Raw genomic sequence first — 17,515 nt, forward strand, 5'->3', positions numbered from 1 at the left:
CACGCCCTTGACCTCGGGTTTCTTCAAGGACGCCTCGACAGGTGCATCGGTTCCCCTGGACGAACGCCAAGCGCGGATGCCAGTATGCGACCGCGGTCACATACTAAGCGGTCGCTCAGGAGGTTGAAGTGCCCACGCTGCTCGTCGCCAACCGGGGAGAGATCGCCGTCCGGGTGCTGCGCGCCGCCGCCGACCTCGGCTGGCGGACCGTCGCCCTGGTCACCGACTCCGACGACGCGCACGGCCGGTTCGCCGACCGCGCCGTCCGGCTGCAAGGCTCCTACCTGGACGTGGACGCCGTCCTCGCCGCCGCCGACGGGTGCGACCTGGTGCACCCCGGCTACGGGTTCCTGGCCGAGAACGCCCGGTTCGCCCGCCGCTGCGCCGAGGCCAGGCTGACGTTCGTCGGACCGCCGCCGGAAGTGCTGGAGCTGCTCGGCGACAAGAGCCGGGCCCGTGCCCTGGCCGCCGAGGTCGGCGTGCCGGTGCTCGCGGGCGCCGAGGACGGGTTCGAGGACTTCTTCCGCGCGCACGGCGCGGTGGTCGTGAAGGCCGTGGCCGGTGGCGGCGGCAAGGGCGTGCGCGTGGTGCGCCGCCTCGCCGACCTCGCCGCGGCCGTCGAGCGGTGCCGGGCCGAGGCGCTGGCCGCGTTCGGCGACGGCACGGTGTTCGTCGAGGAGCTGCTCGAACCCGCGCGGCACGTCGAGGTGCAGCTGGTCGGCACGACGGTGCTCGGCGACCGCGACTGCTCGTTGCAGCTCAGGCACCAGAAGCTGGTCGAGGTCGCGCCCGCGCCCGACCTCTCCCCCGACCTGCGGTCCGCGCTGCACGACGCGGCGGCCACGATCGCGCGCGCCGTCCGGTACACCGGGCTGGGCACGGTGGAGTTCCTGGTCGCGCCGGACGGCCGGTTCGCGTTCCTGGAGGCCAACCCGAGGCTCCAGGTCGAGCACACCGTCACCGAGCAGGTCACCGGGCTGGACCTGGTGCGCGCGCAACTGCTGCTCGCGGCCGAGGTCGAGCCGGACCTGACGCACACGCCACGCGGCAGCGCGCTGCAACTGCGCGTGAGCCTGACGTCCGCGGGGCGGCTGTCGGCGTTCGTCCCGCCAACAGGACCGGGCGTGCGGGTCGACACGCACGCGTCCGTCGGCTACCGGGCCGGCCTCGGCTTCGACCCGTTGCTGGCGAAGGTCGTGGTGCACGCCGACGACCTGGAGACCGCGCTGCGCCGGGCCCGCCGCGCGCTGGACGAGTTCACCGTGGACGGTGCGCGCACGAACATCGGCTTCCTGCGCGGGCTCCTGGACCACCCGGACGTCCTGAAAGCGCACACGGGCCTGGTCGACTCACTGCCCCGGGAGGACACCGGAGCGCGCGCTCCCGTGCAGGGAACGGTCGTCGCGATCGAGTCCGGCACGGTCGTCGTGGAAGCGATGAAGATGCAGCACGTCGTGCCGATCGGCGACGCGCGGGTGCTGGTCGAGGTCGGCGACACGGTCGCGGAGGGCGCGTTGCTGGCCGAGGGCGTGGACCTCGCCGTCGAGGAGAAGGCCGTCGAGGTCGACCTGGACGACGTGCGGCCCGACCTCGCGGAGACGTTGGCGCGCCACGACTTCTCACGTCCCGAGGCGGAGGCGAAGCGGCACGCGGCCGGCCGCCGCACGGTCCGGGAGAACATCGCCGACCTGTGCGAGGAGTTCGTGGAGTACGGCGGACTGGCCATCGCCGCGCAACGCCGCCGCCGGTCGTTGGACGAGCTGGTCGAGCGCACGCCCGCGGACGGGCTGGTGGCGGGCGTCGGTCGGGTGAACGGCGGCCAGGTCGTCGCGATGTCCTACGACTACACGGTCATGGCGGGCACGCAGGGACTGCGCAACCACGCCAAGAAGGACCGGATGTTCGAGCTGGCCGAGCAGCGGCGGCTGCCCGTGGTGCTGTTCGCCGAGGGCGGCGGCGGGCGGCCCGGCGACACCGACCACGGCGGCGTCAGCGGGCTGGACTGCCTGGCGTTCCACCTGTTCGCCAAGCTGTCCGGGTTGGTGCCGCTGATCGGCATCGCGTCGGGCCGCTGCTTCGCGGGCAACGCCGTGCTGCTGGGCACGTGCGACGTGGTCATCGCGACCCGTGACGCGACCATCGGCATGGGCGGCCCGGCGATGATCGAGGGCGGCGGGCTCGGCGTGTTCCGGCCCGAGGAGGTCGGGCCGGTCGACGTTCAGGTGCCCAACGGCGTGATCGACGTGCTCGTGTCCGACGAGGCCGAGGCCGTCGCGGTGGCCAAGAAGTACCTGTCGTACTTCCAAGGTCACCCCGATGGGACGCGCACCGACGCCTGGGAGTGCCCCGACCAGCGGCTGCTGCGGCACCTCGTGCCGGAGAACCGGGTCCGCGCCTACGACGTGCGGACCGTGGTGGAGACGCTCGCCGACACCGGCTCGGTGCTGGAGCTGCGGCGCGAGTTCGGCCGCGGCATCGTCACCGCCCTGGTCCGGGTCGAGGGCAGGCCGCTGGGGCTGATCGCGAACGACCCCGGCCACCTCGGCGGCGCGATCGACGCCGACTCCGCCGACAAGGCCGCGCGGTTCCTCCAGCTGTGCGACGCGTTCGACCTGCCGGTGGTGTCGCTGTGCGACACGCCGGGGTTCATGGTCGGGCCGGACGCCGAGCGCACCGCGACCGTGCGGCACCTGACCCGGATGCTCGTGGCCGGCGCGAACCTCGACGTGCCGTTCGGGTTCGTGGCGCTGCGCAAGGCCTACGGGCTGGGCGCGCAGGCGATGGCGGCGGGCAGCTTGAAGGTGCCGCTGTTCGCGGTGTCGTGGCCCAGCGGCGAGTTCGGCCCGATGGGGCTGGAAGGCGCGGTGCGGCTCGGGTACCGGCGCGAGCTGGACGCCATCGACGACCCGGCCCAGCGCAAGGAGATGTTCGAGGCGATGGTCTCCGCCGCCTACGAGCACGGCAAGGCGCTCAACGTGGCGTCCGCGTACGAGATCGACGACGTGATCGACCCCGCCGACACCCGGCGCTGGATCACCACCCTGCTCACCGGCCCCGACCCCGTCCAGGTCAGGACCGGCAAGAAACGCCCGTTCGTGGACACCTGGTGAAAGGGAACAAGCACATGGTCACGACCGCTCCCCCCGAGCGGCGCACGTTGCGCAAACTCATGGCGGCCGGGCTCGTCGGCTCCTCGCTCGAGTGGTACGACTTCTTCATCTACGCGACCGCCGCGGCGCTGGTGTTCCCCAAGTTGTTCTTCCCCGAGGCGTCGCCGCTGATCGGGCTGCTGCTGTCGTTCAGCACGTTCTGGGCGGGGTTCATCGCCCGACCGGTCGGCGGGCTGGTGTTCGGGCACGTCGGCGACAAGTTCGGCCGCAAGCCCGCGCTGGTGACGTGCCTGGCGCTGATGGCCGCGGCGACGTTCCTGATCGGGTTGCTGCCGACCAGCGCGACGCTGGGCGTGATGGCGCCGGTGCTGCTGGTGGTGCTGCGGTTCCTCCAGGGGATCGCGGTGGGCGGGCAGTGGGGCGGTGTCGTGCTGCTGCTGACCGAGACCGCGGGGCCGCAGCGGCGTGGGTTCGCCGGGACGTTCGGGCAGGCGGGCGTGCCGCTGGGCGTGATCCTGGGCAACGTCGCGTTCCTGGTCGTGGGCGCGACCGTGCCGGCCGCTTCGTTCGCGACGTGGGGGTGGCGGGTGCCGTTCCTGGCTAGCGCGCTGCTGTTCCCGGTGGTGCTGTTCATCCAGTTGAAGGTCGAGGACAGCCCGGTGTTCCGGGAGATCAAGGAACGGCGTGGCGACGGTCCCGCGCCCGCGCCCTTGCGGGAGGTGCTGCGGACGCACCGCAAGCCGGTGCTGCTCGGCGCGGGGCTGATGTTCGCGTCCAACGCGGTGTTCTACGTGAGCATCGCGGGCGTGCTCGACTACGCGACGCGTGAGCTGGGGTTGGCGCGGAACTCGGTGCTCGTGGTGACGCTGCTGTCGTCGCTGGTCAGCGTGCCGGTCATCCTGCTGGCGGGGCGTTGGTCGGACCGGCACGGCAGGCGTCCGCTGATCGTGGCGGGCGCGGTGGCGATGATCGTGTGGGCGTTCCCCTACTTCTGGCTGATCGACACCGCGTCGCTGGGGCTGATCTTCGTCGCGCTCGCCGTGTCGGGGGTGGGGTCGAGCCTGGTCTACGGGCCGGTGGCGGCGTACCTGGCGGAGCTGTTCGAGCCGGGGGTGCGGTACTCGGGGGCGTCGCTGGCGTACCAGCTGGCATCGATCCTGGTCAGCGGCGGCACACCGTTCATCATGACGGCGTTGCTGGTGGCGACCGGGACGTCACTGTCGGTGTCCGCGTTCCTGCTGGTCATGGGCGTGGTGACGCTGGCGTCCGTCCTCGGGCTGCGGGAGACGCACAAGGTCTGACCGTTCGCGGCGGAGGGGTGTGCCCGGGCTCGGGCACACCTCTCTCACCCGTGAGCGATCGGGCCGCCTTCGTTCGGCATGTCCCACGTCGGTCGGCGCGCGAACAGCGATCGGATGGCAGTGAGGCTGTAGTCCAATCGATAGATGACCAGCCTCGATACACTTGACATGCCCTGGGGCGCGGAGCCCTCGTGATCGTCGTTCCGCGCGTCGAGCCGCATGCCCACGCGTTCGTGCGCCGGCAGGTCAACCCCCTCGAAGCGGAACACCGAACGGCCGTCCTCGTTCGTCATGCTGACAGAGGCGGAGCCGTCCTGGCGTTCATCGAACCCGACAGGATCGACGTAGGCGCCGTAGCCACGTGGCAGGACGACCGTGTACCGCGCGTAGACGACCGGTGTGGCGAACCTGAGCGCGAACGTGTCGAGTTGCCGGTCCCGCATCAGCGGGGCGCACATGCCCGGCCACACGAGCTCGATCGTGATCGCGATGTCACTGTCGACCTTCGGGGGCTCGGACAGGTGCACCATCACGACGAGCTGCCCGTCCCTGAGCCAGGCCACCGTCGTGCTGAGGCTCTTCGGAGGGAGGGCGCCCACCGACAGCTCCCGCACTCGGACTCGTATCTTGCGCCGGTACTTGAGCGGCTGGGCCCAGCCGCACCCCTGGACCAGGCGGATGACCCACAGATCCTCGAGCACCTTCGCCCTGATGGTGACCCGCTTGCGCGCGTCGCCGTTGGGCTCGACGACGACGTGCTCATCCCAGGTGGTGATCTCGTAGGACGGATGGCGGTCGTCGGCAACGATCTTCGAATACCTGGAAACGAGAGCTCGGTGCGCTTCGAGTTCGCGAACCGTACGACTGAATGGATTCAGCACGCCGCCTCCCGGGAGAAATCGGCCACGCTCGGGAGTTGGATCCTACCGCTCGGTAGTCACGATCTGACCCCTTGCTCGCCCTGCCGCCTGCGACGAGGCGGGTCTACCCACGCCCACGGCCCTGCCCAGGCACAAGATCGACTCGTCTGACGAGTGAACTGTCAACCGGGTGACGTGCGGAACGTTGTGCGCTTGCCGTACGTTGCCGTGCCGTGACCACTCTCCTGGGACGGTTCAAGCAGCGGATGCGGCGGTTCGCGCAGAAGCCCGGCTCCGCCGACCTCACGCCCTACCGGAAGCTGCTCGACGAGGTCAACGAGCAGTCCGAACGCGTGAAGAAGCTCAGCGACGAGGAGCTGACCGCCGCGGCCGCCGCGCTGCGCGACAAGTCGGACTTCGGCCGCCCCGAGCTGGTGGAGGTGTGCGCGCTCGGCCGCGAGGCCGCCGACCGCGCGCTCGGCCTGCGCCCGTTCGACGTGCAGATCCTCGGCGCGCTGGGCCTCCTGGAGGGCCACGTGGTCGAGATGGCCACCGGTGAGGGCAAGACGCTCTCCGGCGCCATCGCCGCGGCCGGCTTCGCGTTGCGCGGCGACCAGGTGCACGTGGTCTCGGTCAACGACTACCTGGCCCAGCGCGACGCCGAGTGGATGGGCCCGCTCTACGAGCTCATGGGCGTGAAGGTCGGCTGGATCAACCAGAGCTCCAAGCCCGAGGAGCGCCGCGCCGCCTACCAGGCCGAGGTCATGTACGCCTCGGTCTCGGAAATCGGCTTCGACGTGCTGCGCGACCGGCTGGCCACCGACGAGGGCAACCTCATCGTGCCCAAGCCGCGCGTCGCCCTCGTCGACGAGGCGGACTCGGTCCTGGTGGACGAGGCGCGCGTGCCGCTGGTCCTGGCGGGCTCCACGGCGGGCCCGGCGGTCGACCCGGCGCTGGCCGACCTGGTCAAGCGGCTGCGCCGCGACCTGCACTTCGAGATCGACGACGAAGAGCGCAACGTCTACCTCACCGGCGCGGGCAGCGAGCTGGTCGAACGGGCGCTCGGCGGCATCGACCTGTACTCCGACGAGCACGTCTCGACCACGCTGAGCAAGGTCAACGTGGCCCTGCACGCGCAGGTCCTGCTGCACCGCGACGTGGACTACATCGTCCGCGACGGCAGGGTGCACCTGATCAACGACACCCGCGGCCGGATCGCGAAGCTCCAGCGCTGGCCCGACGGCCTCCAGGCGGCGGTCGAGGCCAAGGAGAACGTGGCGACCACGGACGCGGGCGAGGTGCTGGACTCGATCACCGTCCAGGCGCTGCTCAGCCGCTACCCCACGGTCTGCGGCATGACCGGCACCGCGGTGGCCGTCGCCGAGCAGCTGCGCGACTTCTACCAGCTGGAAGTGCTGGTCATCCCGCCGAACGTGGAGACGATCCGGGAGGACGAGGCGCCCCGGCTGTACGCGACGCTGGAGCAGAAGGAAGCGGCCGTCGTCGCCGAGATCAAGGAGGTCCACGAGACGGGCCGCCCGATCCTGGTCGGCACGCTGGACGTGGCCGAGTCCGAGCGCCTGTCCCGCAAGCTCGCCGAGGCGGGCCTGGACTGCGTGGTGCTCAACGCCAAGAACGACGCCGAGGAAGCCGCGATCATCGCCGACGCGGGCTCGTTCCAGCGGGTCACCGTCTCGACCCAGATGGCGGGCCGCGGCACGGACATCCGGCTCGGCGGGCACGACTCGACCGACCGGGAGCGCATCGCCGAGCTCGGCGGCCTCTACGTGATCGGCACCGGCCGCCACTCCAGCAGCCGGCTGGACGACCAGCTGCGCGGTCGCGCGGGCCGCCAGGGCGACCCCGGCGGGTCGGTGTTCTTCTCCTCGTTGCAGGACGACCTGGTCACGCAGTACGTGCCCGACCACGACGAGCCGGCGGAGGTGGACGAGGACGGCCGCATCACGGACTCCGGCACGCTGCACACCGTGGAGCACGCGCAGCGCGTCGCCGAGGGCGTGCACCTGGAGATCCACCGCAACACCTGGCGGTACAACAAGCTGATCGAGCACCAGCGCCAACTGCTGCTGGAGTACCGGGACAAGCTGCTGCGCACCGACCTGGCGTGGCAGGAGCTCTCCGAGCGCAAGCCGGACAAGGCGCACGAGATCAAGGACCTGGACACCGACGTGAAGGTCGGCGCGGCCCGGTTGATCGCGCTGCACCACCTCGACCAGCGGTGGAGCGACCACCTGACGTTCCTGACCGACCTGCGCGAGGGCATCCACCTGCGGGCGCTGGCGCGGCAGAACCCGCTCGACGAGTTCCACCGGGAGGCGATCCCGGCCTACCACAAGATCATCCCGGACGCGTGGGACGAGGCGGAGGAGACCTTCGCCAAGGTGGAGATCGACGCCGACGGCGCGCACCTCGCCGAGGCGGGCGTGCAGCGCCCGAACACCACCTGGACCTACCTGGTCAACGACAACCCGTTCTCCTCGGGCCTGGAGGAGACGTTCAAGGGCCTGGTCAAGCTGGTCCGGCGCCGCTGACCGCGTCCGTGCGCGGGCCGGGAGTCAGGCCCGGCCCGCGCACGGCGTTCAGCGAACGGGTGCGGAGACCTTCCCGTCCTCGACCGGCGCCGCCTGTCGGGGCAGCTTGGAGCGTCTCGGCATCCGCTGCGCCACCGCCTGCTCGGTGAGGGCGCGGATCTCCGCCAGGATGTCCAGGTGCTGCTGGGACGGTGGCGGACCGACGAGGTTCGAGTGGTCGAACGCGGTGCGTTCGGCACGGTGGGCCAGGTTCTGGATGCGCCGGATCAGGTCCCACTCCTGGTCAGTGCGCGTAGAGCGCCGTTGCTCAGTCACCCCGGAAGCAGACACCTCACGCCGGGTGAACGTAAATCACCTGGCAGTGCGAACTTCGCTGGGTCAACTCAGCTACCCCCGCCAGGGCGCTCGAAACGCACCGATCGTGGTACTCAAGGTTCCACCGCCGGGCGATCGGCCACACCGTGCACGCGGGGACGTCCAGGACACGGCCGTTAGGACGGTCACGGCGATCGGTGACAGCCCGGTTATGCACCGATCGACGTCACCTGTGGCAGTGAAAATCCCGATTACCGCCCTTGGTGACGCGGCGTCGTGCAATCCCCCGGTGTGAGGGTCACTCGCAGGTGTGCCGCCGATGGCTCCGCACACCACATCCGTCCCGCCGGCCATGGCGTCCGGACCCATTTCGCGGCCCGGCGGGCCGACTTACCGTGCCTCGGGTGAACATCGTCGTTCCACTGATCGCAGCGCTCCTCGCGACGACGGCGCAGGCCGTTCCCGCGTCCGCCGAAGGGTGCGGGCCACTGCGCGTTCCCGGTGCCGAGCACCAGGAACTGACCCACCTCGCCGACCTGTCCACCGCCGGCGGCCGCACCGACCCCGCCGACTGGGCCGGCCTGACCCCGGCGGGCCTGCCCGCGCCGACGCCCGTGCCGGGCACCCAGGTGGACGGCTACTTCCCCGACTCCTCGACCGGCAACACCAACCACGGCTGGGCGCACGACTCGCAGTTCGTGATCCGGCTGCCGGCGCGCTGGAACGGCGGCCTCGTCGTGGCGGGCTCGCCCGGCGTGCGCGAGCAGTACGCCAACGACCGCGCGATCAGCGACTTCGTGCTGGCCCGCGGTTACGCGTTCGCGTCGACCGACAAGGGCAACACCGGCGTGGCCTTCCACCGGGACGGCAGGCGGCCGGGTGACGCGATCGCCGAGTGGAACCACCGGGTCACGCAGCTGACCCGGGCGGCGAAGGCCGTGGTGGCGCAGCGGTACTGCCGACCGCCGTCGCGCACCCTGGCCACCGGCATCTCCAACGGCGGCTACCTGGTGCGGTGGCAGCTGGAGAACCGCCCCGAGCTGTACGACGGCGGCGTGGACTGGGAGGGCACGCTGTGGACCGCCGAGGGCCCGAACCTGCTGACGTTCCTGCCGCCCGCGCTGAAGGGCTACGCCACCGGTGACAAGGCGGCGGTGGTGGCCGCCGGGTTCCCGGCCGAGTCGGAGTTCCTGTGGCCGTTCCACCACCAGTACTACTGGGACCTGACCCAGCGCATCTACCGCGAGGAGCTGGACCCGGGCTGGGACGGTGACGCGGAGGCGGGCACGCCGTTCTGCGCGCCCGGCACGCCGCTGTGCGACGCGGACTACGACTACGCCGCACGGCCGCAGGCGCAGCGCGCCGTCGAGCGGATCGCGCTGACCGGCCGGATCGGCAAGCCGCTGCTCACCCTGCACGGCACGTTGGACGTGCTGCTGCCGATCTCCCGCGACTCGGACGTCTACGCGGACATGGTGCGCAAGGCGGGCCGCAGCGCGCTGTTCCGCTACTACCGGATCGAGGGCGGCACGCACGTGGACTCGCTGTTCGACGCGTTCCCCGACCGGCTGCGGCCGCTGACGCCGTGCCACCGGTCGGCGTTCACCGCGCTGGAGGGCTGGCTGACGGGCACGCGCCCACCCGCGTCGACCACCGTGCCGCGCCCGGCATCCGTGACCGCCACGGAGTGCTCGCTGGCGTAACCGAAACCGTCCCGCCGCTCGGCTCGCACTGGGGGCAGCCGAGCGGCGGGACACCGGCGTCCGGCGCTTCCGCGCTTCTGGGCCCGCCTGCCGGGCGTGCGGATCTCCAGGGCTCAGCGACGACCGGGCGACGACATCACGGGCCGAGCACCTTCATGAGCTTGAGCGCCAGTTGGACTTCGAGCACCCGGTCCGGCGACTGCCAGTCCTCGCCCAGCAGGCTCGCCACCCGGTCCAGCCGCTGCACCACCGTGTTCACGTGCACGTGCAGCTCGTCCTTGGCGCGGCTGAGGTTCGCGCCGCACGCGAAGTACGCCGTGACGGTCCGGACCAGCTCGGTGCCGCGGCTGGAGTCGTAGTCCAGCAGGGGGCCGAGGGTGGAGCGCACGTACCCGGCGACGTCCGCCCGGTCGCCCAGCAGCACGCCGACGAAACCGAGGTCCGCGAGCGTGCCGCCGGTCCCCTTGCGCCCCAGCTGCAGCAACGCCTTCAGGCACCGCACGGCCTCGGCGTGCGCGGCGGCCACGCCTTCCGGGCCGTGCGCCGGACCGCCCGAGCCGACGGTCACCGGCAGGCCGACCGCCTTGCCCAGCACCCGGGCCGCGTCCTCCGCCGCGCACGCCAGGTCCGCGCCGGGCAGCACCAGCACCACGTGCTCGCCGTGCACGCCCGCCAGCCCGCGGCACGACGACGCGTGGTGCGCGGCGGCGGCGAGGAGCCGGTCACGGGGACCGTCCGCGACCAGCACCACGTGGTCGGCGGCCAGCTCGACGCCGACCCGGCGGGCACGGGCGCGCAACGCGACCGAGTCCACCGCGGCCGTCAGCAGGTCGGTGATCAGCTCGCCGCGCACCTTGTTCTCCGCCTCGGCGACCGTGCGGCGCAGCAGGAGCAGCAGGGCGGTGACGACGCCCGCGCGTTCGAACAGCCTGCGGTCGGCGTCGCCGAGGTCCGGGCGGTCGGTGAGCGTGATGCCGCCCAGCAGCTCGCGGCCCGCCAGCACGGCGCACACCCACGTGCCGTCCTGCGGGATGGCCCGGCCGCTGGCGCGGGAGGCGTTGACCGCCGCACGGGGCGTGAGCGCGCGGGTGGTGCCGATGCGGGCCAGCTCGACACCGTCGTTGTCGTGCACCACGATCCCGCCGTCGAGCACCTTGGCCACGGCGGCGGCCACCTCGGGCACGTCCGCGCCGCGCAGCACCAGGTCGGTGAGCCGGTCGTGGGCGTCCTCGGCGCGGCGCATGGCCTCGTTGTGCGCGCGGATCGTCTCGCCCGCGGCCCGGGTCTCCTCCAGCAGGTGCGCGGTGTCCAGCGCGATCGCGGCGTGGTCGGCCAGCGACGACAGCAGCGCCACCTCGTCGGGCGGGAACTGGCGCGGCGAGCGGTTGGCCGCGTAGAGCACGCCGATGACCCGGCGGTCGAGCTGGAGCGGCACGCCCAGGATCGCGACCAGGCCCTCGTCGCGCACGGCCGCGTCGATCGGGCCGGTGTGGTTGAACCGGTCGTCGGCGAAGTAGTCGGCGGTCACGTAGGGCCGCGCGGTCTGGGCCACGAGCCCGCCGAGCCCTTCGCCCATGCCGAGCCGGACCTGTTGGAACAGCGCGGAGATCGAGCCGTCGGTGACCCTCATGTAGGTGCCGCGACCGGGCTCGTTCATGCTCAGGTAGGCGATGTCCGCGCCGAGCAGCAGCCGGGCGCGCCGCACGATCGACCGCAGCACGGCGTCCGGGTCGCGCACGCCGGCCAGGTCGTTCGCGGTGTCGAACAGCGCTTCCAGCTCGGCCTCACGACGGCGGTGCGCGGTGAGCGTGCGGCGGATCCGCAACGCCCACTCCGTGGCGCGGGCGATGTGGTCCAGCTCGGGATCCGGCACACCGGCCGCGCGGGCCGCGGGGAGCACCGCCGCCAACCGCTCGCTGCCCGCGTCGGTCGCGAGCAGGTCGAGCAGCTCCAACAGGTGCTCCACCGCGTCCGCCTCGCTCATACCGTCATGCTCGCACCGACGCCGTGTCCGCGTCGGTCCGGTTCAGGGAGCTGCCCTTCGTCTCCTTGGCCACCACGACCGCGATCACGGTCAGCACGCACATGCCGATCACGTACACCACGATCGGGAACGAGCTGTCGTAGGCGGCGAGCAGGGCGGTCGCGATGAGGGGCGCCACGGCGCCCGCGCCGATCGACGCGAGCTGGTAGCCGATGGACGCGCCCGAGTAGCGCACCTTCGTGCCGAACAGCTCCGAGAAGAACGCCGCCTGCGGGCCGTACATCGCGCCGTGCAGGACGAGGCCGACGGTGACCGCGAGCGTCATCGGGAAGAACGACTTCGTGTCCAGCAGCGCGAAGAACACGAACATCCACAAGCCGATGCCGACCGCGCCGATCAGGTACGTGGTGCGGCGGCCGATCCGGTCCGACAGCGCGCCCCACATCGGGATCGTGACCAGGTGCGCGAACGACGCGATCAGCACCGCGTTCAACCCCGCCGAACGCGGCATCCCCAGTTCCGACGTGATGTAGACCAGGATGAACGCGGTGATCACGTAGTACGACACGTTCTCCGCCATGCGGGCGCCCATCGCGATCAGCACCTCGCGCCAGTGGTCGCGCACGACGGCCACGATCGGGGGCTTCTCCTTGAGCTTGCCGGCCTCGATCTTCTTTTGGGCCTCCAGGAACACCGGCGACTCGGACACGCTGAGCCGGATCCACAGCCCGATCAGGACGAGCACGCCGGAGAGCAGGAACGGCACCCGCCAGCCCCACGACAGGAACGCCTCGTCGGACTGCACGGCGGCCAGCACCGCGAGCACGGCGGTCGCCAGCAGGTTGCCCATCGGCACGCCCGCCTGCGGCCAGGACGCCCAGAACCCACGCCGCTCCGCGCTGCCGTGCTCGGACACGATGAGCACCGCGCCGCCCCACTCGCCGCCCAGCGCGAAGCCCTGGATCAACCGCAGCAACGTCAGCAGCAGCGGCGCGGCCACGCCGATCGCGGCGTAGGTGGGCAGCAGGCCCATGGCGAACGTCGCGCCGCCCATCAGCACCAGGCTGAGCACGAGCAGCTTCTTGCGGCCGAGCTTGTCGCCGAAGTGGCCGAACACCAGGCCGCCGAGCGGACGGGCCAGGAAGCCGATCGCGTAGGTGAGGAAGGCGAGCATGGTGCCCACGAGCGGGTCGCTCTGCGGGAAGAACAGCTTGTTGAACACCAGGGCGGCGGCGGAGCCGTAGAGGAAGAAGTCGTACCACTCGATGGTCGTGCCGATGAGGCTGGCTATGACCACCTTGGCGAAGGACTTCTTCGGCTGCGGAGGGGCGGCGTTCGTCATGTCGGTCACCACTTCGTTGGGGAGGGGGGGCGAACGGGGGCTACTGGGCGGTCCAGCCGCCGTCGATCGTGAACGACGAGCCGGTGACGTGACCGGAGTGCGCGCCGCACAGCCACAGCACGACGGAAGCCACCTCGGCCGGTTCGATGAGCTGCTTGATGGCGTGCCGGGTGAGCATCACGTCGGCGAGCACCTGCTCCGGCTCGATGCCGTGCGCCCGGGCCTGGTCGGCGACCTGGTTCTCCACCAGCGGGGTGCGCACGTAGCCGGGGCTGACGCAGTTGCTGGTCACGCCGTGCGGCGCGCCTTCCAGCGCGATGACCTTGCTCAGCCCTTCCAGGCCGTGCTTGGCGGTGACGTAGGCGGACTTGAACGCGCTGGCCCTGGCGCCGTGCACGCTGGAGATGTTCACCACCCGACCCCAGCCGCGCTGGTACATGTGCGGCAGGGCGTGCCGGGCGAGCAGGAACGGCGCGGTGACCATGACCCGCTGCAACAGCGCGAACCGGTCGGGCGGGAACTCGTGCACCGGCGCCACGTGCTGGAGGCCTGCGTTGTTGACCAGGATGTCGACCTCGGCGGGCAGGTCGCGGACGGGGTCGTCGGCGGCGAGGTCGACCACGTGCTCCGTGCCGCCGGTCTCGCGGGCCGCGTCGGCGACCGAGTCGCCGTCGCGGTCGACGAGGTGCACCTTCGCCCCGGCGCGGGCGAGGGCGACCGCGCAGGCCCGACCGATGCCGCTGCCGGCGCCGGTGACCAGGGCGGTTCGACCGGACAGGTCGTCGCTGTGACCGGGAACACTCGTCATGGCCCGAAACGCTAGGTGACCTGCGGTGCACCGGACATGTGACGAAGCCCTACAACCTCCGGACAGCCCATGTGTTTAGCCGACAGTTAGCCCGGGAATGATCGGATTGCCCAATACCGGGTGAAGTGATGGTGCGGCCGTAGGTAGGCTGCTTTGGCCCGTTCGGGGGACGTACGAGGTTTTGGGGGTTACGAAGTGTCACTCACGCCGATCTACGACGACCTGCTGCGCGAGTTCGAGGGGATCATCCTCGTCAGCGAGGCGGCCGAGGCGGTCCAGACCGCCGCACCGGCTGCGGCGCAGGCCGACGAGCCGACCCCGGACGAGGGCTGACCAGGGCGTTCAGGACGTCGGGGCCCTCTTCGAGGCGATGAGGGCTTCGACACCGTCCAGCAGCAGCCGCAGCCCGAACTCGAACTGGTCGCCCGCGTACGGCGAGACTCCCTCCCGCACGGCCGCGACCAGCGCCGGGTACGGCTCGAAGTCGACCAGCTCGGCCAGCACGGCGTCGCGTTCGCGCATCTCCTCGGCGCTGGGCTCCGGCGCGTCGAGGCCCAGCCTGGCCTGACCGCGCACGTAGGCGTCGACCGACTCGACCACCGCCATCTTCTCCGCCTCGGACAGGCCGGTGCCCTCCAGCACGCGCAGCGCCGAGTCCATCCACCGCAGCAGGCCCGGTCCGGGCGCGGCCACCGTCGCGACCAGGTGCAGCACCCAGGGGTGCTTGCGGTAGCCCTCGTGGTCGGCGCGCGCCCACGCCTCCAGCTTGGCCCGCCAGTCCCCCGGCCGGTCGTCCGGCAGCGGGTCGTCGGCCCCGATCGAGTCCGCCATCAGGGCTTCCAGCTCCGCCTTGCCCGGCAGGTAGGTGTAGAGCGAGGCCGTGCCGACGCCCAGCTCGACGGCCACCCGGCGCATCGACAGCGCGGCCAGGCCCTCGGTCTCCGCGATCCGGATCGCGGCGGCCACGATCCGCTCCATCGTCAGGCCGCGCCGGGGACCGCGGGCGGGGCGGCGGGCGTCCTTCCACAGCAGTTCCAGCACTCGCCGCTGCGCGTCGTCCTTTGCGTCCATGGTGAAACTCAGTATACCGTTCGGAGTTGTACGAACGGTGTTCGAAGTTTTAGGGGACGACGTGGACCGGGGGATGGCGCGGGAACGGCGGACGTTGACGGCGGCGACGCTGGCCAACGGGCCGACCGAGCTGATCGACTTCGTGCTGCCGCTGTGGGCGGGCGCGGCCATCGGGCTGAGCGCGACCGAGGTCGGCGTGCTGATGGCGGTGGAGCTGGCGCTGTCGGTCCTCGTCCGGCCGCTGGCGGGCGTGCTGGCGGACCGGTGGGACCGGCGGCACACCGCCGCCATCGGCGCGCTGCTCTACGCGCTGTCGTGCGCCGGGTACGCGGTGGCCCAGGGCGCACCGCTCGCGTACGGCGCGGCGGCCGTGGGCGGTGCGGGTGGCGCGTTGCTGTGGGTCGCCGTGCGCGCGATCGTCAGCGAACGGCTGGCCGAGGACAGCGCGGTGTTCCCGCGCCTGCTCTCGGCGCAGGAGACGGGCTCGTGGGTGGCGTTCGTGGTGGGGCTGGCGCTCATGGGCTCGATCGGGTACGCGGGGCTGTTCTGGGCGTGCGCGGCGGCGTGCGTGGCGGCGGCGGTGTTCCTGCTCGTCGCGCCGAGGCGTCGGGAAGGCGGCGGCCGGGGCGTGGCGGCGGCCGGGCTGGGCGCGGTGGGCAGGCGGTTGCGGCCGATGCTGTTCGCGGTGGTGATGACCATGGCGGCGGAGGCGGCCGTCGGGTTGCTGCTGCTCCTGCACCTGCAACGCGGGTTCGGCCTGGAGTTGCGGGAGGTGGCGTTCGTGTTCCTGCCCGGCGCGATCGCGATGAGCGCCGCCGCCGAGTACCTGCACCAGTACGTGCTGCGGTTCGGCAGGCGGCTGGTGCTGGTGTGCGCGTCGCTGGCCAGTTGCGCGTTCGCGGTGAGCCTGGCGTGGGCGCCGAACCCGTACGTGATCGCCGGGCTGTGGGTGCTCAGCGGGTTGGCGTGGGCGGCGGTGATGCCGGTGCAGCAGGCCGTGATCGCCGAGGCGGCCGACGGTCAGGTGGGGCGCGCCATGGGCGTGTACGAAGCGGCGTGCCTGGTCGGCGCGTTGATCGGCAGCCTGGCGGCGGGGTTGTTGTACGACGGCGCGCACTGGTGGGTGGCGTGCGTGGTGGCCGCCGGGATGATCCTCGCCGGTGCGGTGGTCGTGCCGCGTGCGGTGCGGCGGCTCGGCGTGCCCGACATCCCGGTGGTCAAAGCCTGACCGGGCTCCTTCTCGGGCCACTACCGTTCGGCTTCGGACGGTGCCGAGGTTCTGGGGGGCGACGTGGACGCACCGGGTGTGCTGCGGGAACGGCGGGCGTTGAGAGCGGCGGGGTTGGTCGGCGGGCCGATCGAGCTGATCGACCTCGTGCTGCCGCTCTGGGCGGGGGCGGCGATCGGCTTGCGGGCGACCGAGGTGGGTGTGCTGGTCGCGGTCGTGGCGGCGTTCGCGCTGCTCGCGCGACCGGTCGCGCGGGTGCTGGCGGAGCGGTGGGACCGTCGGCACACCGCCGCGGTCGGCGCGGCGCTCTACGCGCTCGCGTGCACGGGGTACGCGGTGGCCCAGAGCGCACCGCTCGCGTACGGCGCGGCGGCGGTCGGAGGCGCCGGGGGCGCGCTGCTGTGGGTCGCCGTGCGGGCCATCGTCGGGGAACGGGAGGCCGACGACACCGAGGCGTTCCTCCGCGTCACCTCCGCCCGGGACGTGGGGGCGTGGCCCACCGCCGTCCTCGGGCTGGTGTTCTTCGGGATGGTGGGGTTCGCCGGGTTGTTCTGGGTGTGCGCGGCGATGTGCGTGCTCGCGGCGGTGTTCCTCTTGACCGCGCCTCGCCGCCCGACGGGCGCTGACGAGGGCCGGGACGACAACGCGCCGGCCGAGGTGGGCACGGGACCGCGGTGGCCGGCGTCGGTCGCGGAGGCGATGGCGGCGGCCGCGGGGGCGGCCGTCGGGCTGCTCCTCGTCCTGCACCTGCAACGCGGGTTCGACCTCGGGGTGGTGCAGGTGGTGCTCGTGCTGGTGCCCGGCTCGATGGCGGCGGGACTCGCCATCCTGCACGTGCGCCGGCACGTGTCGCGGCACGGCCGCAGGCGGGTGTCGGCGGTCGGGTCACTGGTCGGTTGCGCGACCACGCTGGGTTTCGCGTTGGCGCCCAACCCGTACGTGATCGCGGGGCTGTGGATGATCAGCGGGGCGGCCTGGGGTGCGGTGTTGTCGGTGCGCCAGGCCGTCGTCGAGGCGTCGGCCCGCCCGGTCCTGGGCATGCAGGACACCGCGGGCCTGGTCGGGCTGGTGGTCGGCAGCCTGGCGGCGGGGTTGTTGTACGACGGCGTCCAGTGGTGGGCGGCGTGCGTGGTGGGTGCGGCGATGGTCCTCGCGGGCGCGGTCGCCCTGCGGTTGGCCGTGGACCTGCTCGGGATCGCCGACGTCCCGCTCGCGAAGGCCTAGGAACGCGGACGGGCCGC

General features: G+C 72.1%; 13 protein-coding genes. 7 read left to right on the forward strand and 6 right to left on the reverse strand.

Annotation, left to right across the window (positions count from 1 at the left end):
• Window positions 1-128: 128 nt before the first annotated feature.
• On the forward strand, window positions 129-3,110 hold the full coding sequence (locus ABTZ99_RS05905) for an acetyl-CoA carboxylase family protein (RefSeq protein WP_499608508.1): 2,982 nt from the start codon (window positions 129-131) through the stop codon (window positions 3,108-3,110).
• The gene (locus ABTZ99_RS05910; protein ID WP_499608510.1) at window positions 3,107-4,411 is read left to right on the forward strand and encodes an MFS transporter; all 1,305 of its coding nucleotides are present in this window, start codon (window positions 3,107-3,109) and stop codon (window positions 4,409-4,411) included. Before ABTZ99_RS05905 ends, ABTZ99_RS05910 begins: the two co-directional genes overlap by 4 nt.
• Window positions 4,412-4,455: 44 nt before the next feature.
• On the opposite strand, the gene ABTZ99_RS05915 is transcribed toward ABTZ99_RS05910, so the two are convergent.
• Entirely contained in the window at window positions 4,456-5,292 is an 837-nt protein-coding gene (locus tag ABTZ99_RS05915) for a hypothetical protein (RefSeq protein ID WP_499608513.1), read from the reverse strand.
• 212 nt (window positions 5,293-5,504) lie between these two features.
• Here ABTZ99_RS05915 and secA2 point away from each other — a divergent pair, with 212 nt between their 5' ends.
• Window positions 5,505-7,823, forward strand: coding sequence for an accessory Sec system translocase SecA2 (gene secA2, locus ABTZ99_RS05920; RefSeq protein WP_498782150.1), 2,319 nt, complete (start codon window positions 5,505-5,507; stop codon window positions 7,821-7,823).
• Between the two features lie 48 nt (window positions 7,824-7,871).
• Here secA2 and ABTZ99_RS05925 read toward each other — a convergent pair whose 3' ends face one another.
• Window positions 7,872-8,138, reverse strand: coding sequence for a hypothetical protein (locus tag ABTZ99_RS05925; RefSeq protein ID WP_498782148.1), 267 nt, complete (start codon window positions 8,136-8,138; stop codon window positions 7,872-7,874).
• A gap of 395 nt (window positions 8,139-8,533) precedes the next feature.
• On the opposite strand from ABTZ99_RS05925, the gene ABTZ99_RS05930 reads away from it, so the two are divergent.
• Window positions 8,534-9,841: a tannase/feruloyl esterase family alpha/beta hydrolase gene (locus ABTZ99_RS05930; protein WP_498782146.1), complete on the forward strand. Its 1,308-nt coding sequence runs from the start codon at window positions 8,534-8,536 to the stop codon at window positions 9,839-9,841.
• Window positions 9,842-9,977: 136 nt separating this feature from the next.
• On the opposite strand, the gene ABTZ99_RS05935 is transcribed toward ABTZ99_RS05930, so the two are convergent.
• The 3 genes from ABTZ99_RS05935 to ABTZ99_RS05945 are packed head-to-tail and all read right to left on the reverse strand — an operon-like array spanning window position 9,978 to window position 13,975.
• Complete coding sequence (locus tag ABTZ99_RS05935) at window positions 9,978-11,825, reverse strand: helix-turn-helix domain-containing protein (RefSeq protein WP_498782144.1); 1,848 nt, start codon at window positions 11,823-11,825, stop codon at window positions 9,978-9,980.
• A 4-nt stretch (window positions 11,826-11,829) separates the two neighbouring features.
• Window positions 11,830-13,167: an MFS transporter gene (locus ABTZ99_RS05940; protein WP_498782142.1), complete on the reverse strand. Its 1,338-nt coding sequence runs from the start codon at window positions 13,165-13,167 to the stop codon at window positions 11,830-11,832.
• A gap of 40 nt (window positions 13,168-13,207) precedes the next feature.
• Window positions 13,208-13,975: a 3-hydroxybutyrate dehydrogenase gene (locus ABTZ99_RS05945; RefSeq protein ID WP_498782140.1), complete on the reverse strand. Its 768-nt coding sequence runs from the start codon at window positions 13,973-13,975 to the stop codon at window positions 13,208-13,210.
• Between the two features lie 195 nt (window positions 13,976-14,170).
• Between ABTZ99_RS05945 and ABTZ99_RS05950 the strand changes: the two genes are divergently transcribed.
• The gene (locus ABTZ99_RS05950) at window positions 14,171-14,308 is read left to right on the forward strand and encodes a hypothetical protein (protein WP_498782138.1); all 138 of its coding nucleotides are present in this window, start codon (window positions 14,171-14,173) and stop codon (window positions 14,306-14,308) included.
• Between the two features lie 9 nt (window positions 14,309-14,317).
• Here the strand turns inward: ABTZ99_RS05950 and ABTZ99_RS05955 are convergent, their stop codons facing one another.
• Window positions 14,318-15,046, reverse strand: coding sequence for a TetR/AcrR family transcriptional regulator (locus ABTZ99_RS05955; protein ID WP_499608519.1), 729 nt, complete (start codon window positions 15,044-15,046; stop codon window positions 14,318-14,320).
• A 61-nt stretch (window positions 15,047-15,107) separates the two neighbouring features.
• On the opposite strand from ABTZ99_RS05955, the gene ABTZ99_RS05960 reads away from it, so the two are divergent.
• Entirely contained in the window at window positions 15,108-16,274 is a 1,167-nt protein-coding gene (locus tag ABTZ99_RS05960; protein WP_499608521.1) for an MFS transporter, read from the forward strand.
• Between the two features lie 63 nt (window positions 16,275-16,337).
• Window positions 16,338-17,498, forward strand: coding sequence for an MFS transporter (locus ABTZ99_RS05965; RefSeq protein WP_499608524.1), 1,161 nt, complete (start codon window positions 16,338-16,340; stop codon window positions 17,496-17,498).
• Window positions 17,499-17,515: the final 17 nt, after the last annotated feature.

The sequence above is a fragment of the Actinosynnema sp. NPDC002837 genome, from assembly GCF_040295345.1.
Lineage (GTDB): Bacteria > Actinomycetota > Actinomycetes > Mycobacteriales > Pseudonocardiaceae > Actinosynnema.

Coding starts and splice junctions, on each gene's coding strand:
- ABTZ99_RS05955 (WP_499608519.1), bottom strand. CDS start 15,046: ATGGACGCAAAGGACGACGCGCAGCGGCGAGTGCTGGAACTGCTGTGG.
- ABTZ99_RS05940 (WP_498782142.1), bottom strand. CDS start 13,167: ATGACGAACGCCGCCCCTCCGCAGCCGAAGAAGTCCTTCGCCAAGGTG.
- ABTZ99_RS05945 (WP_498782140.1), bottom strand. CDS start 13,975: ATGACGAGTGTTCCCGGTCACAGCGACGACCTGTCCGGTCGAACCGCC.
- ABTZ99_RS05935 (WP_498782144.1), bottom strand. CDS start 11,825: ATGAGCGAGGCGGACGCGGTGGAGCACCTGTTGGAGCTGCTCGACCTG.